The following is a 23,257-nucleotide window of genomic DNA, read 5'->3' as shown; positions in this document are numbered from 1 at the left end:
GTGCGCTCTCTAGCGTACACGCACGACGGTGCCCACGTCGTGTGTGCTCGGCAAGGCGGCCGTCCATCCGGCGGGCACACGCGGCGTGGTCCAGAAGAAGAGCCGCTGCGCGTCGAGCGGCGCGAGGTTCACGCAGCCGTGGCTGCGCACGTGGCCGAACGAGCGATGCCAGAACGCGCCGTGCAGGCCTACGCCCTTGGAGAAGAACTGCACCCACGGCACGTCTTCCATCCGGTAGTACCGCGTCGCGCCTTCGTCTTCGAGGTTGTCCATGTTCGACGTGAAGAGCTTCGCCCAGATCCGCGACGTGCCGCGCGGCGTGGCCGTGGCCGATCCTTCGCGGCCCTTGCCCGTCGAGACGAGCGTTGCGAACACCGGGCGTTTGCCCTCGTAGGCGACGAGCGTCTGGCTTTCGAGCTCGACGTCGATCCACTTCTCGCCCGCAGCGACGTCGACCTCGGGCGGCGGCGGCGCGATCGTCGCATGGCGGAGCTCCGACGAGCGGACCCACGCGTTCTCACCGATGCGCGAGAAGCGCGCGCCGCCGACGTTTTTCTCCTCGAAGAAGGGCACACGCTCGAAGCGCGCGCGGCTCGACTCCACCTTGCCGAGGGCGCCCGGCGTCGAGAACACCTTCGCCTTGTCGACGAGGATCCACGCGAAGGGCAAGGCGTCCGCGGGCGCGTCGGGCTTGATCTCTTCGCCGCGGAAGGCGAGCGGCCGCGCGGGGCCGAGGTCGCGCATCGGGATCCAGAGCTCGTTGTGGCTGCGGCCGTAGCGGGCGCCCTCGACCACGCGCTCTTCCACGATCGCTACCGCGAACCCCGGTTCGAGTTGCATGTCGGGCGCGCCGATGTCGACGGCGTGAAGCTTTTTGTACGCAAACGATCCGTCGGGGCCGACGAAGTAGTACCGGAAGGGCAAACCATCCGCGGTCTCGCGGATCGACCGGTAGGCGGCGTCCACGAAGGGCGTCTCCGCGAGCTCGACGGCGTCCTCGCAGACCCAAGCGATCGGGCCGATCGAGAGGAACCGGCCCTTGCAGCCCGGGCCGCGGCGCACGGCGAAGATCGGAAGGTGCACGTCGAGCGCGGCCGAGCCGCGGCGCGGCGCGCCTTCCCACGGAGAGGCGAGGATCGGCTGATCGGCCTTGAGGATGCGCGCGCTGACGATGCCCTGGGGCAGCGGCTCGGTCTCGGGCGCGACCCAGGGAAGCTCGTTCGAGGCGCGGGCGTGTCCCGTGACGAGGAGCGCGGCGAGCGTGAAGGAGAGGAGGGGCGGGGCGTGACGGGTGGCTCGCACGGTTTGTCCACGCGAGCCACCCATGACCACCCCCATCAGCGCGTCAGCGGTAGGAGAACCGGACCTCGTGGTCGCAGATCCGGTACGAGTCGCCCTCACCGATCGCCTTGCGCGTGATGCGCTGGCCGTTGAACTCGACGCCGTTCGTCGAGCCCATGTCGACCATGTAGTACTGGCCGTTCAGGTACTCGACCATCGCGTGCTGGCGCGAGACGTTCGGGTCCTTGATCGTCAGGTCGCTCGACTGCTTGCCGCGGCCGATGATGAAGCGGTCCTTGTTCACGACGCTCCGCTCGCCGCCGTAGTAGGCGAAGAGCGGGATCGCGCCCGGGATGCCGCCGGCCGCGGAAGGCGCAGGCGCGGGCGGAGCCGGCGGCGGGCCGGGCGGCGCCATGTTGCCGTACTGCGGCGGCGGAGGCGGCGGCGGAGCCCCGAAGCCGATCGCCGACGGAGGTCCCGGCGGCGGGGGCGGCGGAGCACCCATCATCGGGCCCGGCGGCGGGGGCGGCGGCGCGCCCATCATCGGGCCCGGCGGCGGGGGCGGCGGCGCACCCATCATCGGGCCGGGCGGAGGCGGGGGCGGCGCGCCCAGCGACGGCGGGGCCGGAGGAGCGCCAGTCGCCATCGGGGGCACCGGCGTGGCGGCCGGGGGCGGCACCGAACGCGTGAGCGGAGGCGGAGCACCCGGGCCCATCGTCTGCCGGTTCGGCGGCGGGGGCGGGGGCGGACCCCCGGGACGCGCGGCGCCCGTGGGCGGCGGCGGCGGCACGTTCGGGCGCGACTGCATGCCCGGTCCCGGCGGCGGCGCGGGGACGCTAGGCGGCCGGTTCGCCGGCTTCGGGGGCGGCGGCGGCGCGCCGGTCATGGAGGCAGACGGCGGACGCGTCGTCCCCGGCGGAGGCGGAGGCGGCGTCGCAGTCGCGGGGCCAGGCGGCGGAGGCGGCGGCGCGCCGAGGCCGGGGGGACCCCCCATCGGGGGACCCCCCATCGGGGGACCCATCGGAGGACCCCCCATCGGAGGACCCCCCATCGGGGGACCACCCATCGGAGCTCCTCCCATCATGGGCGGAGGCCCGGGGGGCGCGCCCGGACCTGCGGTCCCCGTGAGGCTCGGGGGCGCACCGCCGTAGGGCGAGGGCGGCGGAGGCGGCGCGCCGTAGGGCGAAGGCGGTGGAGGCGGAGGCGCACCGAGGCCCGGTCCTCCCATCATGGGCGGAGGCGCACCGAGGCCCGGTCCTCCCATCATGGGCGGCGGCGCGGGCGGTGCGCCGGGGCCTCCCATCATGGGCGGAGGCGCGGGCGGCGCGCCCGGACCTGCGGTCCCCGTGAGGCTCGGGGGCGCACCCCCGTAGGGCGAGGGCGGCGGAGGCGGCGCGCCGAGCATGGGCGGCGGCTGCTGCGCCGACGGGGCGCCGACCATGGGCGGCGGCGCGGGCGGCATGGGAGACATCGGGGCCGAGCTGTACGCCGCGGGCATGGCGGCTGCGGCTGCGGCGGGGGCCGGCGGGTAGCCCGGCGGCGGCGACGGCGGCGGCGCGGGGATTCCCGGCGTCGAATCGGGCTGCCGCTCCCGGGGGCCGACTCGTTGCGGACCGCGCCGGGGAACGGTGTACGCGGGCTGTAGCTGCGCTGCCGCGCGTACTGCTTCATCGACTCGTTGATGAGGTAGTCGATCGAGCACTCCAGCTCGCGTGCCATCTGTTCGAACGTCTCCCAGAGGACGTCGCGGCACTGGAATGTCCTTGCGCTCTTCTTGTTCGGATCCGCGCTCATTTTTCCCTAATCGTCGTCGATGGTTCCGAGCCGTGCTGAGGATCCGGCGATCCCGATCCTCCGAGACCTGGGCGGCACGCTCGGCGATCGCTCGCCGGGGCGTGCTCGGCCGCTCATTTCTTTTGCTCCTTGGCAGCGTCGGGTTTGCGCTCCTTCATGGCCGGCACGACGCAGTGGCGGACGAACTCGCCGATCGTCTTGATCTCTTTCTGCTCGCGCTCCTGGCTGCCCTCTTTCGGGACATCGCAGACCCATTTGCAGTCGGGGTCGCTGTCGCACTTCGGGGCCCTGCCCTCGTCGGACTCCAGCGACGACAGGGCGGAGACGTCCGCCGACGTCCCGTACGTGAAATAATACGCGATCGCGCTCGTCCGCGCTGCGGGTGATCCAGGGCCGAAGTATTTCTTCAGCGCATCGAGGGGCGTGCCCTCCTTCAGCTCACCCATATATGCGCCATACGTGAGCGCCTCGCCGAGGGCGAAATTTTTGTCATCGGGGAGCTTCCCGAGGAACTCGCCCACGTCCTTGACCGTCGACATTTTGAGCACGGTCGTCGCGGCGGCGCGGCGCACCTTCCATTTGTCGGTCTTGAACAGGGCGTAGAGCTTCTCGACGACGGCCTCGCGGGGCAACTCGCCGATGCGGCGGAAGGCTTGATCCAGCACCACGTCGGGCGCGTCGCTGCCCGCGATCTCGAGGATCCGCTTGACGTCGTCGGCGTTGTCCTTCTTGAGGTGCCCTTCGAGCGCGGCGAGCGCCGTTTGCCTTCGTTTCTCGGCCTGATCCTTGCGCGCCGCGAAGCCGAGCAGGTGATCGACCACGGGCCTTTGGCCGACCTTGCGCATCGAGGCGAAGACCTTGATCAGCTCGTCGTCCTGGAGCGAATCGATCTGCTTCTTGAACTGCTCCTCGGTCGGCGTGAGCTTCTGCGCCGCGTTCGAGTCCTTGAGCTCGGGCGTGCGCACCTTCGTCCAGTCGTCCGAGAGGATCCACTTCGCGACCTCGACGAGCGCCGCCGACGCGGCTTCTTTCGTCTTCGCGTCGCCGAGCTCCGCCACGAGCGAGGCCATGGCGTCGAGCTTGCGCGTCTCCTTCGTCATGAGCTTCGGCAGCCCCACGACCGCTTCCGCCCCGATCACGCGCAGGAGCTGCTCCATCCCGTAGGCCTGCCCGCGTGCTTCGAGGCGACGTTCGAAGTCGGCCATCGCCCACTCGACGAGCGCGCCGCGCAGCGTCTGCTTGAGGCCTTCGTCCGTGACGAGCGGCGGCTTGTCCGCCACGAGCATCGCGTAGGCCGCGTCTTTGTACGGGAACGATCCGTCCGCGGGCGCTGGCTGCCCGGGCTGGGCGACGGGCGGCGGGCGCTTCAGCTCCACGATGATCGAGGAGACGAGCTGCGACACGATCGGCGCTTGCACCTCGGCGCGCAGGCCCGAGAGCACGTCGACGAGGCTGCCTTTGCAGGCCTCGTTCTCCGGCGGATCTTCGCTGTCGATCTGCGTGAAGGCGAGGCGCCTGCCGGATCGCGGCTTCATGCGGATCAGCGCCAGCGCGCTCTCGACGCGGAGCGAGGTGTCGTACTTGTCGTACAGCAGCACGGCGCAGAGCTTTTTCGGGCCGTGGGCCGTGTTCTCCCAGCGGTGGATGTCGTTGTCGTCGACGCGGCAACCGCTCGACACGAGCCCCATGCCCAAGGCCACGAGGCACGTCGCGAGAACCCTCGCGGTCTTGGGGCGCGGCCCTGCTCCATCAACGCTTCGCATGCTGTCCTTGGGAATGGCGGCGATGGTACCGCTCGGGGCGTCCCAGGCTCAAAGAATTTCGGGTCCTTAACAAAGGCGCAGCCTCGCCGCGCCGCGCCGAAGAGGGGGATCCTCTGTACCCTCGATCACGAACCCGGCGCGTCCCACCAGCTTCGCCACCAGGGACTTGCATAGAGGGAAGAGTGGGAATATGTAGGCAAGGTAGGTTCAGGTAGGCCATGACCGTTCCCCTCTTCGCTCCGCGTCGTGTGCAGACCGCCCCGGGTCCCGGTGAAACTGTTTCGTCGCCCACGAAAAAGACGCGTGGCGGCGGAGGCCGGGGGGGCGAGGGCGAGGGTGCGTCCGCGGCGATGGCCGCGCCGGCGCGCCATACGTATGCGCGGGAGGCAGCGGCGCTCGTGCTGCTCGCCTCTGCGCTCTACACGTCGCTCGCGCTGGCGTCGTTCCGTGGAGATCCGCTGCGCCCGGAGGTCGTGGGGCCGGACTGGGTCGGGCCCGTGGGCGCGGCGTTCGCCGGATTCGCGGCGAGCACGGTGGGCGTCGTCGCGTGGGCGCTGCCGATCGAGCTCGTGGCGCTGTCGGCGCCGCTGCTCGGGGGCAAGCCGTCGCGCGCGAGCGTGTCGCGCTTCGGCGGCGACACCGTGGTCGTGGTGATCCTGGCGGCGCTCGCGCACGTGGCGTTTCCGCTGGCGACGTCGTTCGGCGCGATGCCGCTCGGCGGCGCGGTGGGCGAGCTCTTCGGCGAGGTGATGCGATCGCTGTTCTCGGCGATCGGCTCGTACATCATCGGGCTGACGGTCGTCTCGTTGATCCTGGTCCAGCGCGCGACGTTCTCGTTCATCGAGCTCGTGCAGCGGATGCGGCGATCGCTGGAGACGGCCGGCGAGAAGGGCGCATTCGGCCTCCGCGCGCTCGCGTCGGCGTGGCAGAAGGCGCGCGAGATCGAGCGCGCGAGCACGAAGGACGAGAAGGCCGAGCGCGCCGCGGACGCGAAGATCGTGGCGACGCCCGCGGCGGACGCGATCATCGCAGCGCTGACGGCCGGCGACGATGGCGACGAGATCAAGAAGGACGCGACGCCCGATGCGATGAACGTGGTGATCGCGAAGGGCGCATCCGAGCCGGCGTTGCCGGTCGCCGCGTGGAACGACGGCGGCGCGATCGCGAGTGCGCTCGTCGAGGCGGATGCGCCGAAGCCGCAACAACGCAAGCGGCGCGCGCAGTCGGCGAAGCCCGCGGCTGCGTCGGGGGAAACGGAGACGAAGGAGGAGAATGCGGCGCCGGCTGCGGTGATCGTGACGAACACGTCGGCGGCGCCGATGGAGGCCGCGCGGTCGATCACGCCTGCTGCATCGACTGCGCCTGCACCTGCTGCGCTCACGCCCGCTGCACCTGCTGCGCGCGTTGCGATCGCGCCTGCCCCGATCGCGCCCGCCGCGCCCGCTGCACCTGCGCCCGTGGCAGCGCCGATCACGTCGAGCGTCAAGGTGTCGTCGGGCCCCGCGATCTTCGCGCCGCCCGCGGATCCCGTGGCGATCGTGGCCGTCTCCGACATGGCCGCAGGAGACTCGTTCTTCGAGGCCGCCGCCACGCCGACGCCGCCTGTCGCGCCGCCGAAGGCACAAGCGCCCAAGGCGATCACGAAGTCTCGTCCGATCGAGTCGCCGAAGACGCCGGCCGCGCCTCCGCCGCCCACGCCCACGCCCACGCCCGAGCCCGCGGTCGTGAACGAGGAGGTCGACGACGAAGAGGACGAAGCGGACGACGAGGACGAGCGCGACTTCGAGCGCGACCTCGAACACGAAGCGCCCGTGAGCGAGGACGAACCGGACGAGGTGATCGACGAGAGCCCGATCGCGCCCGTGAAGGTCGAGGCCCCGAAGCCCATCGCCAAACCCGTGACGCCGCCGATCGCCGTCGCGCCGGCCGCACCGCCTGCTGCACCTCAGGCGATCCCGCGCGCGCCCGAGAAGCCGAGCGCGCCCGAGGTCGTGAAGGTCGTGCCTGCGGTGGGCAGGGGCTTCCGCTTGCCCACGACGGACATGCTCGAACCGCCTTCGCCCGGCGATCGCTTCGCCATTGACGAGGAGCAACTCCGCGACAACGCCGCGCTCCTCGAAAAGACGCTCGCCGACTACGGCGTGAGCGGCAAGGTCGAGGAGATCCACCCGGGCCCGACCGTGACCACGTTCGAGGTCGCGCCGGCAGCGGGCACGAAGGTCTCGAAGGTCGCGAGCCTCGCAGACGACCTCGCGCTCGGCCTCTCGCGCAAGGTCCGCATCATCGCGCCGATCCCGGGCAAGAACCGCATCGGCTTCGAGCTGCCGAACGAGCGGCGCATGCCCGTCTCGCTGCGCGAGCTCGTCGAGGATAAACGCTTCCAGGAGATGAAGGCGCCGCTGCCTTGTGTCCTCGGCCGCGACATCATCGGCGCCCCGTATTTCGCTGACCTCGCGTCCATGCCGCACGTGATCGTCGCGGGCGCGACGGGCGCGGGCAAGAGCGTCGGGCTCAACGTGATGCTCGTGAGCTTGCTCTTCCGCAAGACGCCCGATGAGCTGCGCATGCTCATGATCGATCCCAAGGTCGTCGAGCTCGCGCCCTTCGATCGTATCCCGCACATGCTCCTTCCGGTCGTGACGGACATGAAGCAGGCGGCGAACGCGCTCAAGTGGGCCGTCGACGAGATGGAGCGGCGCTACCAGCTCTTCGCGAATGCGGGCACGAAGAACATCGGCACGTACAACGCGTGGGTCGAGAAGGTGCAACGCGGCGAGGCCAAGCCCCCGCGGCCGCCGAAGAAGGTCGCCGCGATCTCGGCCGAGGGGCTCGAGGTCGAGGTCGACGCCGCGAAGGACGGAACCGACGTGGCCTTGCCGGAGAAGATCCCGTTCATCGTGATCGTCGTCGACGAGTTCGCCGACCTCATGATGCAGCAGGGCAAGGACGTGGAGGCCAGCGTCGCGCGCCTCGCGCAGAAGGCGCGCGCGGCGGGCATGCACGTCATCCTCGCGACGCAGCGCCCGAGCGTCGACGTGATCACCGGCATGATCAAGGCGAACTTCCCGACGCGCATCGCCTTCCGCGTGGCGCAGAAGGTCGACAGCCGCACGATCCTCGACGAGCAGGGCGCCGAGCACCTGCTCGGCCGCGGCGACATGCTCGTGAAGATGAACGGCGCCACCGACACGCGCCGCGTGCAATGCCCCTTCGCGAGCGAGGAAGAGGTGCAGCGAATCACGGACTTCCTGCGCCTCCAGGGCGAGCCCGTCTACGACGAGGCGATCCTCAAGCCGCGCGACGAGGAGGGCCAGGAGGCCGACACGAATGATGCCGAGAACGATCCGATGTACGACGCTGCCGTAAGGATCGTGGCCGAGACGCGGCGCTGCTCGACGTCGTGGATCCAGCGCAAGCTCGGCGTTGGATACAACCGTGCCGCAAAAATCGTCGAGGCCATGGAAAAGCGCGGGATTGTCGGTCCCGCGAACGGAGCGAAGGACCGTGAGGTGCTGATCGCGCCGCTCTGATCGCTATTTGTTTTCCGTCCCCGCGTGCTAGAGACACCGTTCGAGATGGCGTGCGAAGAAGAGCGCACACGGCTCATCGGGCAGATCGCGAGCCTCCTTCGGGAAAACGCGTTGCCGCCCGCCGCTCGGGAAGCGGGGCTCACGCTGATCGCGTGGCTCGCCCGGCGTATGCCCGGCGAGTCCGTCTCGCTCGCCGGCAAAGAAGAGATGATGCGTCGCTGCGTGGAGCACGGCTACACGCTGAACGGCGTGCACGGCGCGAACGGCGCGGCCACGAACGGCGTGCACGGCGCGCATGGTTCGTCGGGTTTGAACGGCGCGAGCCCGGGGCAGAGCCACGGCGCCGAGAAGCGTAGCGGGTCGTCGCGCAGGAGCGGTCGTCGCGCGCGGTGAGGGGCAAGCCGGGGCCGCTCCTCGCGTCCGCGGCCGTCGCGACGATCTGTTCCGCACTCGCCGCCGGACGCGCGCCGCTGACGCTCATGACTGCGCGCGCGACCGAACACGCGATCCTCGACCCGGCGCTCCGCCTCGCGGAGGCCTTCCCGCCGCCTGCACCGCCTCCGCCGCCCGAGGTCGTCGTGCGCGGCCCGCCGAGCCGCACCTTCCGCGGTGACGCCAAGCGCCGGCATCAAAGCCCCTTCTACGGCCCGCGCGCGCTCCCCGCTGCCTCCGTCCTCCACGAGGTCGCCGCATCCATCGCCGCGATGCCCGCCATCCTCGAAGGCGGCGATCTCCTCGTCGCCTCGCTCGGCGGCGCGCTCGTGCGCCTCTCGCCCACCGGCGATCTCCGCTGGAAGATCCAGCTCGGCGATCGCATCTACGCGAGCCCGCTCGTCACGGGTGATCACGCCATCCTCGGCTCCGACGCCGATCGTGTCGTCGCCGTTCGCCTCTCGGATGGCCGCATCCGCTGGCAGCTCCTCGTCGATGGGGACGCCGACACCGCGCCGGCGGAGGCGCCCGATGGCTCGATCGTGATCGCCGCCGGTACCTCGCTCTACGTGATCCGCCCGAGCGGCGCCTTGCGCACGCGCATCCGCTTGCAGCGCAAGATCTACGGATCGCCCGCGATCGACGACGACGGCACCATCTACGTCGGCGCGCAGGACGACCACCTCTACGCGTTCACGCTCGCCGGCGCGCGTGTCTTCCGCCGTGATCTCGGCGCCGATGTCGACTGCGCTCCGCTCCTCGGCGATGACGGCGCGATCTTCGTCGGCACCGACGGCGGCCACGTCTTCGCCTTCGAGAAGAGCGGCGCGCTCCGGTTTCGCGTGGACGTCGGCGGATTCGTCCGTGGGGGGCTCTCGCTTGGCCGTGATGGAAGCGTGATCGCGGGAGTGTACGGCCCGAGGCCTGGCATTGTCGCCCTGGATCCGACGAGCGGCGTCGAGCGGTTTGCCTTTCGGATACGTGAGGGCGGCCCCCGGGAGCTCGGCGTGCATGGCGGGCCCCTCGTCGATGCCGAAGGACGCCTCTACTTCGGCGCGGCCGACGACCACGTCTACGCCCTGGATTCGCGCGGATCGCGCCTCTTCTCGGTGCTGCTCGGCGGCGACGTCGACGCCCCGCTCGTCCTCGGCCCGGGCGGGGTCCTGTACGCCGGCGCAGAGGACGGCCGCCTCTACGCGATCCAGGGGGCGGCACTTCCCGCACCGACCAGAAACGGCCTGTGGTAGGGGTTGTCTGGTCATGGCCGAGCTTTCGGTGACGCTTCCCGATCCGCGCCCCGACGACGCGGAGGATGTCGTCTGGGGGTTGTCGACTGCGAAAACGTTGTGGGCGCGTGGTGAGCGGAGAGACGCGGTTGTGTGGCTCCGCCGCGCTGCCGAGGCCGCTGAATCCTCGGGCAACGCGTTCCGCGCCTCCGAGCTCGGGATGTACGCCCAGGAGATCGACGACGCGCTCGCCGCCGCACCCGACGTGCCGCCTCCGCCGCGCGCGCCCTTGCCCTCGTTCGACATCGAGTTCGATCCCAACACCGGCACGCCGCCGCCCGCGCACGTGAGGCCTGCGATCGTGCCGCCGGCGCCGCTCCCGCCGATGGCGCCGCCGCCCGTGCCGCCGCCGCAAGCGACGACGCCGCTGCCTCCTTCGGCTGTACCGCACACCGCGCGGCCGCCCTCGATGGCGCCGCCGCCTCTCCCTCCGCAGACCACGCCGATCGCGCCGTCGCCCGGCTCCTTGCGGCCGCCGCCTCCGCCGTCCGTGTTCCCGCAGGCAGCGCCGTTCGTCGCGTCTCCCGCGCAGGGCGGCCCGCCTTCCGTCGCGCCGCTCCCCCCGCCCGTATCGCCCCTCCCGCCGGCGGCGCCGCTCCCCGAGGGAGACCTCCTCGCGCCCGTGTCACGCCCGCCCTCGGTGCGCCCTCCGCCTCGCTCGGTGACGCCGCCGCCGATGTCTGCGACGACCGCGCGGACGACCTCCACGCCCCCGCCGGGGCCGGGCAAGTCTGTCGCGCCGCCCCGCAAGACGCCGCTTCGCTCGCCGATCCTCGATCCCTGGTCGGAGGGAGATCCGCAGAGCGCGAACCTGCCGCGTGGCGAAGAGCCTGTGCAGCGGCGTAAATCGGCGACCGGCGAGTCGAGCGCCAGCCTCGCGCGGCCGCGTGTCCCGGCCATGCGCGAAGACGATGACGTCCTCACCTCGGCCGCGCCGCTCGAGCAGACCCTCGGGAAAAAACGCGCCGTCCCGCCGCCGCTCCCTGGCGGCACCGCGCTCGCCGCTGCGCCGGCTTCCACCGCTGCGCCGCCCGCCAAGCCGCCGCCTCCGCCCCTGCGCGCCTCGTCCCCCGCGAACCCTGCGGTCGCGCCGCCCGGGCCGTCCCCGGCCTCGGTGCGCCCGCCCGTGCCTCCGCAGCCGCCGTCCGTGCGACCGCCGCCGCTTCCGCCGCCTGTCGCCGAAGCGCCGAACGAAGCCGCGGCCGCGCCGCTTCCCCCGCCGGTCCCTGCCGCCCCCGAACCGCCGGCTCCCGCGGCGCCGGCTCCTGCGGCGCCTGCGCCTGCGGCGGAAGCGGACGGATCGGGCGAGCCCGCAGCCGCGCCGCAGCCGGGACAACTCGCCACCCAGACCGCTGCCATCCCGCAAAAACAAGGACCGCGCGCGCCGAGTGTGCCCCCGAAGGCCCCCGCGCCGGCCATCGTGCAGAAGACCGCGGGGCCTGCCACCACGCCTTCCCCGCCCGTCCTCGAACCGCGCACCGAGGCGAAAACACAGCCGCCCGTCATCAAGACGGATGCGCCGCCGCCCGAAGCCCCGAAGGCTCCCGCTCCGACCAAGCCCACGACCGGCGGCATCAACCCCACCGCGCGTCGCGCCCTCGCCGACACGCTCCAGAGCCCCATCGCGGCGAGCGCGCTCCGCGTCCCGAAGCCCCCGGCCGTCGCCACGCAACCCACGCCGGACAAGGAGCCCGGCTGGGCCGTGTCTCCGACGGCGAAGACGGTGCCCGCCGTCCCCGATGCCGTGAAGAGAGCCGGCACCACGATGCCGCCGCCCGCGCCGCCGCGCCCCGCGGCCTCGCCCGCCGGTCGCGCTGCGCTCGCCGCGCTCAAGCCCGACGCGGCTCAGCCTGCGGCCGAAGCGCCCAAGCCCGAAGCGCCCAAGCCCGAAGCGCCCAAGCCCGAAGCGCCCAAGCCCGCGCCGCCGGCCGCGGCTGAGCAAGCGCCGCTCTCCTCGGGACCGCCGCGCGTCGGCGACGTGATGCTCGAAGCGATCGAGCCGCTCACGGACCTGCCCGAGGACGTCCAGCGCGCCCTCTCGCGCGCCGCGAAGATCGAGACCCTCGGCCCCGGCCAGACGCGCGTGCTCGGCGTCATGCTGGTGATCGCGGGCGACGTCTCCGTCTACGCGACCGACGCGACCGTGCCGGGCCACGTCGCGGGCCCGCGCTCCTTCTTGACGTCGCGTGGCTCGTTCGAAGGTGGCTTCTCCATGCGCATCGTCACCGGCGCGAGCGGCGCGAAGATCGCGTCGTGGGACGAGGCCACCTTCGACCAAGCGCTGCGCTCGTGCCCCTGGGTGCTCGACGACTGCAAGGCGAGCGCCGATCGCTTGCAGGCGCGCGCCGGCCTCGCGCTCGGCGCGCTCGGTGGGCTCGACGGCAAGACCCGCGACGCCCTCGTCACGCGCCTCGACATGCGCGTGCGTGAGTCGGGCGAGATGATCACGCAGGAGAACGAGCCGATGCCTGGGCTCGTCTTCGTCGTCGGCGGCGGCGTCGAGATCCTGGAAGGGGAACCGCCGGCCGTCGTCGGCGAGGCCCGCGCCGGCGAGCTCCTCTTCGCCGATGCGTTATGGGCCGGCGTGCCTGCGCCGCTCTCGTCGCGCGCGATGGCCTCCGGCGTGATCCTCCTCGTCGGCGATCGCAAGCTCGCGCTCGAGCTCGCGGCCGACGTCCCCCTCGTGGCCGAGCTGCTCTCGCGCTGAGCTGTCCTCTCCCCTCTCCCTCGCGGGAGAAGGGAGGATCAACGAACCGCCGTCGTCGTGCGGAGAGGATCTGCGGCCGGCGCGTTCGGGCTTGCGGGATCGGCGGAGCTCGCCCCTTCGGCGGGCCCTGTCTCTTCGATCATCCAGATGAGCTCGCTGTTGCCTTGGGCGCCGGCGAAGCGGACCCCGAACCACTTGGCTTGGGGCGAGATCGTCGGCCTCCCGTCGCCCGTCGAGCGCGGGAAGCGGATCCGGAACGCTTGCCTGTGCACCGTGCTGTACGGGAAGTACGTCCGTTCGAGCGCGTTCGGCTTCGTGATCGCGATGATCTCTTCCGGCGCCGTCTCGTTGCCCGTGTCGTCGATCAGCCGCACGATCCATGCGCTGTCGGGCTTCGTCAGATCGTTGAACCGACGCTCGCCGCCGTAGAGCGCCACGAAGAACTGGTGCCGCTGCCGTGTCTCGTCGAGCGTCCGCTCGAGCAGCTTCTTCCGTTGATCGATCGTGAGCCGGTAGTCCTGCACGTAGCGCACGACGTAGGCCCATCGAAAATCCCACGACTCGAACGTCGCCGTCGCGGTCAGGTAGTTTTCGAGCTCGCTCACCGCGAACAGGTCTTCGGTGCGCGTCCACTTCCGCAGCACGCTCTCGTAGTCCGTCGCGACGTACTCGCGTGGACCTTCGGCGAGGCTCACGCGTGGCGTCACGCATCCTGCGGCGCCGAAGAGGAGTGTTGCCGCGAGCGTGACGCCGAGGAGCGTGCGTTCCATCGTGATCACTTCGAGAGCATGTGCGGCACGTCTTTGAAGACCGTGATGTACAGCGCGAGCCCGAGCAGCGTCAGGATGCCGAAGCCGTTCGTGTAGACCTCGACCATCGCGTTCGGCTTGCGCCGCGTCACCGCCTCGTAGGCGAGGAACACGAGCCGCCCGCCGTCGAGCGCTGGGAACGGCAGCAGGTTGAAGATCCCGATGTAGGCCGACAGCACGCCGAGCAGCCACAGGTATGCGGCGAGCCCTTGCTTCGCGGCGTCCTCGGTCTCCTTCATCATCCGCAGCGGCCCGCCGAGGTCCTCCGTGTTGCCGCGGAAGAGCTGCGACAGACCTGCGCCGATGCTCTTCACCACCTTCGGCGGCTCGGTCAGCGCGAAGATCGCCGCCTCCTTGAGCGGCACGGGCAGCTTGTGCGGCGCGACGCCGATCTTGCCCTTGCCGTCCTCGTTCGAGGGCGTGATGTCGAGCGTCTTGCGCTCCTCGTGGTTGTCGTCGACCTTTCGCTCGACCACCACCTTGATCGGCGCGCCCGGCCGCTTCGAGATCTGCTCCGCCATCTCGTTCCACGTCGCGACGGGCGTGCCGGCGACCTCGACGATCTTGTCGCCGGGCTGCACGCCCGCGTTATGCGCCGGCCGGCCGGGCAACGCGTCGACGTAGGTGAGGAGCTGCCGCTCGTTGTTGATGACGACCTCGGCTGCTTTGCCGCCGTAGAGCGTCGCGCCGAAGAAGAACACCGAGGCGAAGAGGTAGTTCGCGAGCGGGCCGCTGAAGATCGTCACGATGCGACCCCACAGGCTCCCGTTCGAGAAGTTGCCCTTGTCCTTCGGGTCCACCTCTTCGAGCGGGTTCATCCCGTCGATCTGCACGTACGCCAGGAAGGGGATCATCGCGACCTGGTAGACCGTCGGCCCTTGCTTCTCGGCGTCGTGCTTCCAGAGCCTGAGCTTCACCTTCTCGGCGGCCGAGGTGAACCAGTAGTAGCCGTCCTTCGGGGAGATCTTGAAGAACGTCGGTCCGAACCCGATCGAGAACTTCAGCACGCGCATCCCGAACGTACGCGCTGCGAGGAAGTGCCCCCCTTCGTGGACCACCATCAACAAGGCGAGGGCCAGGATCCCGAACATCGTCGCCAGTCTACCTGCCCGGCAGACGATCCGCACGCAGGAGATGCGCTCGGATCACCAGCTTTACCGTGCTTTTTGCGTCGGATGAGGGGGCCTCTCGGGGGGCGTCCGAGGCCGCCTGGGGGCGGGCCCCTCCCCGGCGAGCGGGGAGGCGGGCCCCGGGGGCGCGGTCAGCTCCCGACGAAGAAGGACACGCCGACGCTGAACATCGGGTACCCGAGGCGGAAGGTCAGCGCGATGTCGTTGTTGAAGTGGATGCGCGTGCCGACCCAGAACGCCGGGTCGATGTCGACGTAGCGGAAGGCGCCCTCGCTGCGGAGAATGCCGCCGAACTCGGCGAACCCGCTCCAGCTCCGCGTGAAGAAGAAGTTCCACTGGAGCGCCACGGGCGACCAGATCGCGTAGTTGTCGCGGTAGTAACGACAGTAGCGACACTGGGTGAAATCGATGCCGAACGAGATGCCGATCGTGTTGTTGATCTTCTTGATGAACATCGGATCGGCGAGCTCGATCGTGGCGCGGAAGCCACCGCCGAGCTCAGCCCCCGAGCCATATCGACCGATGCCGTAGCCGCGTCGGAACAGGATGAAGTTGGCGTGCGGCTCGAGCTCGGCCCGGTACGCCGGGTGTTGCGAAGGGTTTTTGATCACCCAGTCGACGGCGTGGGCGTCCGGCGAGTACGCCACGAAGGCCCCGGCGGCAGCGAGACCTGCAGCAAGCAGGCGGTGTGTCGTGCGCGTCTTCATGGAACCTTCGTAGCAGCAGAATTTCCGGGAAGGAAGGAACCAGCATCAACTCGCTCGCCTGGTGGTAACGCGAGATTCCAGCCCGCGAGCCGCTCTCCGCGTCTTTTTGCGTCGAGGGCGGCCCCAATGCATCAAACGCTCGCCTCGCGGTGGGGATCGATCTACCAACGGCGCGGTTCGTCCCCGTGGGCGCACGGGTGACCACGTCCCCGGATCGGCATGTCTCCCCGCACGAGCGCACGTTTTCTCGGCGCGACCGCGCTCGTCGCGGCGCTCGGGAGCCCCGCGCGTGGCCATGCGGAGGACGACGCCGCCGACGAACCCACGAAGCCCGCGCTCGACGTCACCGTCCGTGGCTCCACCACGCCTGCGTTCGTCTCGCGCGCGTCGATCGACGATCGCGCCCGCGAGCCTGTGGATGCCGCTTCGCTCGTCGCCGAGCTGCCGAGCGTGCACGTGCGTCGCCTCGGCGCCGACGGCGCGCAGGCCACGCTCTCCATTCGTGGCTCCGCGTCCACGCAGGTCGGCGTCTTGCTCGCCGGCATCCCGCTCACGAGCGGCGCCGATCCTTCGTTCGACGTCGGCGCGCTCCCGCTCTGGCCTGGCGCGAGCTTCCGCGTCTACCGCGGCTTCGCGCCGGCCTCGCTCGGCGCCACGGGGTACCTCGGGGGCGTCCTCGTCATCGATCCGCCGACGCCGCTCGCGGGCGCGCGCACCGAGTGGCAAGCGCTCGCCGGCTCCTTCGGCGCGCTCAAGGTCCGCGCCGGCGACGCGCGCAAGATCGGCGACGTCACGCTTGGCCTCGGCGTCTTCGGCGCGCGCTCCGACGGCGACTTCTCCTACGAGGTCACGGACCCGTTCACGGGAAAGCGCGGCACGCGCACGCGCACGAACGCGGGCGCCGTCTCGGCGGGCGCGGTCGGCCGCGTCGCGCTCGAACGATCGTGGGGCTCCGTCGGCGCGACCTTCCTCGCCGACGCGCGCCGCGTCGGACTGCCCGGCTCCGCCACGTACACCACGCTCTTCCCGCGCCTCGAAACGGATCGCCTCGTCCTCGGCGTCGACGCCACCGTGCGTGACGTCGCGCGTGGCTCGCTCCGCCTGCAAGCGTGGGGACGACGCGAGGGCGCGACCTACTCGGATCCGTATGGCGAAATCGATCCCACGCGTGTCGGCGTCGACGCGCGCCAGACGATCCTCGCGGCGGGCGGCTCCGTCGGTTACCGCGTCGTGATCCCGCGCGCCGCGCACGCGAGCCTCGGCGTCTTCCTCGACCTCCGCGGCGAGTCGCTCACGCCTCCCGAGACGAGCGCCGTCCTCGCGGGCACCACGGCCTCACGCCTCGCGGGCGGCGCCGGCGTCGAGCTCGAACTGCGCCCGTCCGAACCGCTCCGCCTCTTCGCGACCGCGCGCCTCGACGCGCGCCGCGACCGCGCGACCGACGTCCCTGCCTTGCTCTCCCCGACGGGCGACACGAACCCCACGGCGGCGGACCTCGTCCCGAGTGGCCACCTCGGCGCCTCGTACCGCTTCTCCGACGCGGCGATCCTCTCGGCGCACGGCGGCTTCCTTCGCCGCTTCCCGAGCTTCGTCGAGCTCTACGGAGATCGCGGCAGCTTGCTCGGCGACCCGCGCTTGCGTGTCGAAGGCGCGCTCGCGGCCGACGTCGGCGTGCATGGCGACGTCGCGGCGGGCCGCGCGACGTTCCGCTACGAGCTCGTCGGGTTCGTCACGTCGCCGCGTGACCTCATCGTCTTCCTCCCGCTCGGGCGCAGCACCTTCCGCGCGAGCAACGTGGACGCGGCGCGTATCGTGGGCGCGGAGGTCTCGGCCTCGCTCGTCGCTGCGAACCTCGCGACCACGTTGAGCTACACGCTCATGCACACGGAAAACCTCGGCGCGGATCCGCTCTCCTACGGCCGCCCGCTGCCGGGCCGCCCGCTGCACGACCTCTCGTACGACGCGGCGTATCGATTCGGCCCGGTGCGGCTGCGGTATGGCATCGACGCGGTGGCGGGCACGACGGTGGACACGGCGGGCACGCTCCTCGTCCCGCCGCGCTTCTTCCACAGCGCGGGCGCCTCGCTCGACGTGCCGCGCATGCGCGCGTTGCGGATCGGCGTCGAGGTGCAGAACCTGTTCGACGTGCGCACGTTCGGGGTGCCGTCGGAGCTGCTCCGGACGAGCGTGGCGATGCCGGTGAGCGACTTTCTGGGGTTTCCGCTGCCGGGGCGGACGTTGTGGGTGACGGCGCGGTATCGGGCGCCGTAGAGGGGAACCCTCCCCACTCCACGCGCGGAGGTGGAGCAGGGAGGGTCGGGGAGGGGGAGGCGAATCAGCCGCTCGTGCTCTCGGGGGCGGGCTGCGTGGCCTGTTTCCCCCGCCGCGTCGCGCGGCTCGCGGCGAGCGCCTTTGCATGGGCGACGGCGTCGTTCAGGGGAGCGAGCAGGGCCCGATTCTCGCGGGCGACCTCGACATTCCCCGCCGGCACGCGGCATTCGAGGTATTTGCGCAGCCGCCCGACCACGTCGACCCACGCGGCCTCTGCCGCCTTCCCCAGGCTGACATGGTCGCCGACCGCGCCACGCGCCGTGGCTCTTTCCGCGAGCGCGAGCTCACTCTCTCCGACCGCGAAGTCGAGCCGCTCGATCCATTCCATGGGAAACGAAATGCCCGCGAGCGTCGCTGCGTGCTCCGGCGCGCGCAGGACGGCGAGGATCCTCCGGACCTCCCGGTTCTCGTCGGGGACGTGATCATCGAGGAATGCGCGCCCGCGCGGGAATGCGGCGGTATGGAGGGCGCGCGCCGAGACGACGTAGGGACCAGCCCGGCGGCTGCCTTCGACGTCGATGTACCCCTCGATGTGCCGGCCGATGGTATCGACCTCGATATCGGCCTTCTCGCTGCGGTCGGCATGCGCGACGCGCGCGGCGCTCGTCTCGTCTTTGCCGGCGACGTGCGCTTCGAGGCGCGTCGTCGTGGCGTCGAGCTGGGGGATGAAGGCGTCGAGCGTGGGCTCGGGCGGGCCATTTTGGGCGCGGAGGATGAGGTTTTCGTGGAGCTTGCGGCCGATGGTGGCTTTTTCGGCGCGGGAGAGCTTGGCGGGGGAATGGTTCTTCGGCACGGGAAACACCTCGCTGAACCGAGCGCGGCGGAATGCCGCGCGGCGGGTTTCGGGGGATCGATATGGCAAGTCGGATGCCAGCGTGGAATGGGGCGGAAAAGAAGGGGGCGAGGGTTGGGAGCGGAGGGCGGGTGCTCCGAAACGGAGCGGCGAGCGCTCCAAAACGGAGCGGGGCGCTCAAAAACGGAGCGGCGAAGCGCCAACGGGAGGTCGGGAGGGGAGAGGAGGGGCTTGGCGAGGCGCCAGGTGGGGGTCGGGAGGGGAGGGGAGGGGCTTGGCGAGGCGCCTGGCCGGGGTCGGAGCGGTCCGGGAGGGGCTTGGCGAGGCGCCGAGGGAGGTCGGGAGGGGAGGGGAGGGGCTTGGCGAGGCGCCAGGTGGAGGTCGGGAGGGGAGGGGAGAGGCTTGGCGGGGCGCCAGGTGGAGGTCGGGGCGGTCGGGGTGGGGCCGGGCGGTGCGCCGAGGAGAGGTCGGGGGGATCCGGGCGGAACCTGGCGATACGCCGGGCGCGAAGGGGCGAGCGGTCCGGGGCTTTGGGCGCGGCGCCGAAGCGGACCTGCCGGTCGGGGCATGGTAGGGTGCGGGGCATGTCGGCGAGGCAGGACTGGGAGGAGGTCTACAAGCTGTTCGATCCCGAGCAGCCCGCGTACGACAGCCGGATTCGCGTGGATCGGACCGATGGCCCCGTCACGCAGATCGTGAAGGCGCTCGGGCGGACGTTCGGTACGCCGCGCGTGCTCTTCACCGGGACGACGGGGACGGGCAAGACGACCGAGCTCCTTCGGCTTGTCGAGCAACGCCAGGGCATCGAGCTCGTCGTGTTCCTCGACCTCGAACGGCATTTTTCGGACGTCGTCCAGGACCCGAGCGCGCTCCAGAAAGTCAGCCCGTGGGAGGTCTGTTTCCTCGCCGGCCTGCACCTCATCGCGGAGTTTCGCCGGCAATGCGGGATGGAGCTGCCAAAGGAGCTCGTCCAGGATTTCGCCGAGGCCTGGTCCCGGGCGGCACGGCGGACCGATACGCCGAGGGCCGCCGAGGTCGACGTGGGGGTCTTGACGAAAGCGCTGCTCACGGTGGCCTCGGGCGGCGTGGCGATGGCGACGGGAGCGCCGGCCGCGGCGGTGCCGGTGATGGGCAAGCTCGTCGCAGACGCGTTCGGCGCGCTCAAATTGAGCTTGCCGGTGGGCCGCAGCGCGCGTGAATTGCCGGATCAGGACCCCGACATGCAGACGCTGCTCGGGTGCGTGAACAACCTCGTGACCGAGGCGCGCCGCAGGAGCCGCCCAGTGCTTTTCGTCATCGACGGCCTCGATCGAATTCGTGACATCGAGCGGGCCAAGGCGCTTTTCGTCGATTCGCAGATCATCTCGAAGCTCGACTGTCCGAGCATCGTCTGCGGCCCCTTTGCGCTGCGGCATCATCCGTCCACGGCCGCGATTCGTGGCTGGAGCACCGTGCGCGTCCTGGTCAACGAACCCGTCCTCCTTCAAGCGGATCCCCGAAAGCCGGGCCCGGGAGTCGAATTCTTCTGCCAGCTTTTCGACCGCCGGGTCGAGCACATCCAGAAAAGGAACAACCAGAGGCTGATTCCCGACGAGCTCCTTCACCGGCTCGCCTATCGATCGGGCGGGCGGGCGCGGGATTTCATTCGTTTCGTGCAGGCGGTCGCGGAGCAAGCATGGGACGCGGACGAGGCCGTCGCGTCCGAGAAGACCGTGAAGGACGTGCTGGACACGATGCGGCGGCAGCGCGAGATGGGCCTGCACACGGGGCACATCGACATGCTGGAGCAGGTCGCCGCCGATCCCGAGCATCGCTTGCCGGAGCATCCGCTCGCGCAGGAGCTCCTGACCTATGGCACGCTTCTCCCGTACCCCAACGAGTCGGAATGGTTCTACCCGCACCCCCTCCTGACGATGCACCTCGTGAAGGAGCCTGGCTCGACGCCATCCTCCGCGAGCTGAAGCTTGCGGGCGAGGGCCGGGGCCTGCTCGTCCTCGTGGACCACGCGCGCCCGGAGCGGCTGCGCGACCTCGTCCTCGCCCTTTTGCCGACGTATCCGGACGTCGAGGTCTATACGGACGTGCGGGCCGTGTACGAGGTGCCGGAGGGCGCGGTGATGATCCTTGCGCCGCGGGCGGAGGATGCGGACTGGCTGAACCAGCAGCGTCCGGTCTTCGCGCGTCGGAAGCTCAAGGTGATCCTGTGGTGTGATGCGGAGACGTCGGTCGCGCTCTCGCAGAAGGCGGTCGACTTCTTCGATTGGATATCGCATCGGCACGAGTGTCCGCCAGGGGTGCCGATGCATGCGGTGTATGGGATCCGGGCGGCGCTTTGTGCGCGGGCCAAGGGGATCGCGTGGCAAGGGGATCATCTGGAGGCGTGTTTTCGGGTGGCGTTGCCCGGAAGGCGGCTCGTTCATCTGAGCGCACGGATGCCACAAGACGACCTCGTGCAGGCGATGCGTAATGCGGGGCGCGCGTGGCTCGTCGTGCACGATGCTGCCGACCAGGCCGACGCATCGAAGGTAGAGGCTGCGCTCAAGGAACTGGGGATCAGGACGCGGGTCATTTGTGTTGATAGCGTGATCGGGTTCGGCAGTTCGGTCTTCTTTTGGACCTTCAAAGAGCATTGTCTTAGCCTCGTCGAGGCGCGTGCGGGCCTGGCGGCCCTGGGAGTGCGCACCCCCGGGCGACTCGCTGTGCTCGCCGCGCTTGAGCCGGAAGCCGTCCAAGTGATCGAGTTCGGTTTGCGGCGCGGCGTTCCGGAGACGGACTTCGAGCGGTTGATGCGAAACGCCGCGGATCCCGGGGCTGCCGCGGTGCGCCTTGTCGAAGACGATATCCCGTGGCTATGGGTCATGTTTTGGCGTTCGCTGTTGTGGCGCGGCACGGGACGACTGTGGCCCTCGTGGCTGCGTCTGCCTGTTGAGGAAACGCCCGTCGCCTGGTTGGCGTTTTTCGCGACCAAGGACGCACTCCGGCGGGGAAAGCTGCGCGAGGCGACCCGATGGGCTCGCTCCTCGCTCATTGCTGCCGATAGTCTCGACACGGTACGTGTCAGCGTAGAGAGCGTCAATGCGCTTCGGGCGCTCGCACTGGTGTACTCCCGTAAGGAAAACTTCGCCGAAGCTACGTCCCACCTTCGCGATGCGCTTCGCCAGGCCGAAATCCGCCTCGGCCCCGAAGACCCCTTCCTCGGCGGCCTCTACGGCGACCTCGCGGAGATCCTCGCCCAGAAGGGCGACTTCGACGAAGCCAAACGCCTCGCCGAGCGCGCCTTCCAGATCGAAAAAAGCATCCCCTCCCTGTCGAGCCCCTACATGAGCCGCGCCTACAAGCGCTTCGCGTACATCCAATCCCTCGAGGATGCAGCGGCCGCTCAGGCCCAAGGCGGGAGTCGGGGCAACGAATGAGAAGGAAAGCATCTGGCCGGGGCGCACCGGACGTTGCACCCGCGAGGAGGTGGTAGTAACCCCCCGTGAACGACCGCCATGCCCCCCCTTTCCACACCACGTTACGACCACATCGGCCAGGGCTACGCCCATACCCGCAAGGAAGACCCGCGCCTCCGTGATCGCATCCTGGCGGCGCTCGGCCCTGCACGGACCGTCGTCAATGTCGGCGCGGGGGCCGGGTCGTATGAGCCGCGCGACCGCCACGTGATGGCCATCGAGCCGAGTGATGTCATGGCCGGACAGCGCCCGCGCGAGCTCGCCCCCGCGATTCGGGCGACGGCCGATTCGCTGCCGCTGCGTGATGGCAGCGTCGACGCGGCCATGACCGTCTTGTCCCTCCACCACTGGGACGAAGGGCGGGAGCAGGGCGTCCGCGAGATGCGACGGGTCGCGACAGGGCCGGTCGTCATCGTCACCTGTGATCCGGAGGTGAGCGGCGCGATGTGGCTGATGGCCGATTATCTGCCCGAGGTCGCGGCGCTCGACCATCGGACCTTCCCCCGCCCCGCACAGCTCGCCGCCTGGCTCGGCGGCCGCACCGAGATCGTGGTGATGCCCATTCCTCGCGATACCTCCGACTGGACGTTGATGTCGTTCTGGGCGCATCCCGAGCGGGTGCTCGATGAGGGGGCGCGCAATGCCACCTCCGGTTTCGCCCGGATGGAACCCGCGGTCGTGCATCGCGTGGTGACCGCGGTGCGCCGCGATCTCGAAGACGGTACCTGGGACGCACGCCATGGCCACTTGCGAAGGCTCGACGAATACGACGCCGGCCTGCGGCTCGTGCTCAACATGCCTTCCTGACCGCCCTGCTCCATGGGGGCTCGGAATCCGTACCGCTCGGCCGCGCCGCGAAACGCCCACGTCAATCGACGCTCTCGCAGATCCGCTCCGGGGGCGAGGGAGGGCTTCCTGCCCCGCACCAGATCTCGATCTCGCAGATATGGTTCGTGCGTATCCCGCGCAGCGTGTTGCCCCTTGGCACGCCGTAGCAGGTGATGACCGTCTCGCGCCCCACGACGGTCGTATAACTGCTGGAGGAATAATAGTATCGCATGATCCTGTAGGCGGGCAGCGCGTTCCCGAGGGTCGCGACGAGCAGCACGCTCGCGCCGGCCAGGAGGGCCATGAACATTCGTTTTTTGGTCATCGTACGTTCCCCCCTCCCTCGAAGGGCAGCTCGCATGCCAGGGCGAACGGCCCCGCGACGTACGGAAACCACACGTCACCCCGTCGAGCG

The 23,257-nt window shown here is 70.4% G+C and carries 17 protein-coding genes; 9 read left to right on the top strand and 8 right to left on the bottom strand.

Annotated elements, in window-relative coordinates; translation table 11 throughout:
* Positions 1 to 9: 9 nt before the first annotated feature.
* The gene (locus POL67_RS53995) at positions 10 to 1,302 is read right to left on the bottom strand and encodes a L,D-transpeptidase (protein WP_271928612.1); all 1,293 of its coding nucleotides are present in this window, start codon (positions 1,300 to 1,302) and stop codon (positions 10 to 12) included.
* A 43-nt stretch (positions 1,303 to 1,345) separates the two neighbouring features.
* Positions 1,346 to 2,275: an FHA domain-containing protein gene (locus tag POL67_RS47805; RefSeq protein WP_271928609.1), complete on the bottom strand. Its 930-nt coding sequence runs from the start codon at positions 2,273 to 2,275 to the stop codon at positions 1,346 to 1,348.
* 409 nt (positions 2,276 to 2,684) lie between these two features.
* Here POL67_RS47805 and POL67_RS47800 point away from each other — a divergent pair, with 409 nt between their 5' ends.
* On the top strand, positions 2,685 to 2,813 hold the full coding sequence (locus tag POL67_RS47800) for a hypothetical protein (protein ID WP_271928607.1): 129 nt from the start codon (positions 2,685 to 2,687) through the stop codon (positions 2,811 to 2,813).
* A 375-nt stretch (positions 2,814 to 3,188) separates the two neighbouring features.
* Here the strand turns inward: POL67_RS47800 and POL67_RS47795 are convergent, their stop codons facing one another.
* Complete coding sequence (locus POL67_RS47795) at positions 3,189 to 4,838, bottom strand: HEAT repeat domain-containing protein (protein ID WP_271928605.1); 1,650 nt, start codon at positions 4,836 to 4,838, stop codon at positions 3,189 to 3,191.
* Between the two features lie 218 nt (positions 4,839 to 5,056).
* On the opposite strand from POL67_RS47795, the gene POL67_RS47790 reads away from it, so the two are divergent.
* From POL67_RS47790 to POL67_RS47775, 4 genes are read left to right on the top strand one after another with little or no spacing between them, the layout of a single operon-like run.
* Positions 5,057 to 8,368, top strand: a complete 3,312-nt coding sequence (locus POL67_RS47790; RefSeq protein ID WP_271928603.1) for an FtsK/SpoIIIE family DNA translocase — start codon at positions 5,057 to 5,059, stop codon at positions 8,366 to 8,368.
* A gap of 45 nt (positions 8,369 to 8,413) precedes the next feature.
* Positions 8,414 to 8,761, top strand: coding sequence for a hypothetical protein (locus POL67_RS47785; RefSeq protein ID WP_271928602.1), 348 nt, complete (start codon positions 8,414 to 8,416; stop codon positions 8,759 to 8,761).
* Positions 8,758 to 10,047, top strand: a complete 1,290-nt coding sequence (locus POL67_RS47780) for an outer membrane protein assembly factor BamB family protein (RefSeq protein ID WP_271928601.1) — start codon at positions 8,758 to 8,760, stop codon at positions 10,045 to 10,047. Before POL67_RS47785 ends, POL67_RS47780 begins: the two co-directional genes overlap by 4 nt.
* A 13-nt stretch (positions 10,048 to 10,060) precedes the next feature.
* Positions 10,061 to 12,793 carry a hypothetical protein gene (locus POL67_RS47775; RefSeq protein WP_271928598.1) on the top strand — a complete coding sequence of 911 codons (2,733 nt, stop codon included), beginning with the start codon at positions 10,061 to 10,063 and terminating at the stop codon, positions 12,791 to 12,793.
* 38 nt (positions 12,794 to 12,831) lie between these two features.
* Here the strand turns inward: POL67_RS47775 and POL67_RS47770 are convergent, their stop codons facing one another.
* The 3 genes from POL67_RS47770 to POL67_RS47760 all read right to left on the bottom strand — a co-directional run bounded on the left by POL67_RS47770 (position 12,832) and on the right by POL67_RS47760 (position 15,439).
* Entirely contained in the window at positions 12,832 to 13,563 is a 732-nt protein-coding gene (locus tag POL67_RS47770) for a hypothetical protein (protein WP_271928597.1), read from the bottom strand.
* Between the two features lie 5 nt (positions 13,564 to 13,568).
* A complete protein-coding gene (locus POL67_RS47765) occupies positions 13,569 to 14,693 on the bottom strand; it encodes a M50 family metallopeptidase (RefSeq protein WP_271928595.1) in 1,125 nt (374 codons plus the stop codon).
* Positions 14,694 to 14,863: 170 nt separating this feature from the next.
* Positions 14,864 to 15,439, bottom strand: a complete 576-nt coding sequence (locus POL67_RS47760; protein ID WP_271928592.1) for a hypothetical protein — start codon at positions 15,437 to 15,439, stop codon at positions 14,864 to 14,866.
* A gap of 219 nt (positions 15,440 to 15,658) precedes the next feature.
* On the opposite strand from POL67_RS47760, the gene POL67_RS47755 reads away from it, so the two are divergent.
* The gene (locus POL67_RS47755) at positions 15,659 to 17,710 is read left to right on the top strand and encodes a TonB-dependent receptor plug domain-containing protein (protein WP_271928589.1); all 2,052 of its coding nucleotides are present in this window, start codon (positions 15,659 to 15,661) and stop codon (positions 17,708 to 17,710) included.
* 64 nt (positions 17,711 to 17,774) lie between these two features.
* Here the strand turns inward: POL67_RS47755 and POL67_RS47750 are convergent, their stop codons facing one another.
* Positions 17,775 to 18,563 (bottom strand): hypothetical protein, encoded by a 789-nt coding sequence (locus tag POL67_RS47750; RefSeq protein ID WP_271928587.1) that lies wholly within the window; start codon positions 18,561 to 18,563, stop codon positions 17,775 to 17,777.
* A gap of 584 nt (positions 18,564 to 19,147) precedes the next feature.
* Here POL67_RS47750 and POL67_RS47745 point away from each other — a divergent pair.
* The 3 genes from POL67_RS47745 to POL67_RS47735 all read left to right on the top strand — a co-directional run bounded on the left by POL67_RS47745 (position 19,148) and on the right by POL67_RS47735 (position 22,821).
* A complete protein-coding gene (locus POL67_RS47745) occupies positions 19,148 to 20,524 on the top strand; it encodes a hypothetical protein (RefSeq protein WP_271928585.1) in 1,377 nt (458 codons plus the stop codon).
* A complete protein-coding gene (locus POL67_RS47740; RefSeq protein WP_271928582.1) occupies positions 20,449 to 21,975 on the top strand; it encodes a tetratricopeptide repeat protein in 1,527 nt (508 codons plus the stop codon). The genes POL67_RS47745 and POL67_RS47740 overlap by 76 nt, the downstream gene beginning before the upstream one ends.
* Before the next feature lie 78 nt (positions 21,976 to 22,053).
* Positions 22,054 to 22,821 (top strand): class I SAM-dependent methyltransferase, encoded by a 768-nt coding sequence (locus POL67_RS47735; RefSeq protein WP_271928581.1) that lies wholly within the window; start codon positions 22,054 to 22,056, stop codon positions 22,819 to 22,821.
* 61 nt (positions 22,822 to 22,882) lie between these two features.
* On the opposite strand, the gene POL67_RS47730 is transcribed toward POL67_RS47735, so the two are convergent.
* Positions 22,883 to 23,167, bottom strand: a complete 285-nt coding sequence (locus tag POL67_RS47730) for a hypothetical protein (protein ID WP_271928578.1) — start codon at positions 23,165 to 23,167, stop codon at positions 22,883 to 22,885.
* Positions 23,168 to 23,257: the final 90 nt, after the last annotated feature.

It is taken from the genome of Polyangium mundeleinium, from assembly GCF_028369105.1.
Classification (GTDB): domain Bacteria; phylum Myxococcota_A; class Polyangia; order Polyangiales; family Polyangiaceae; genus Polyangium; species Polyangium mundeleinium.
This window is presented reverse-complemented; position numbering and strand designations above follow the sequence as displayed.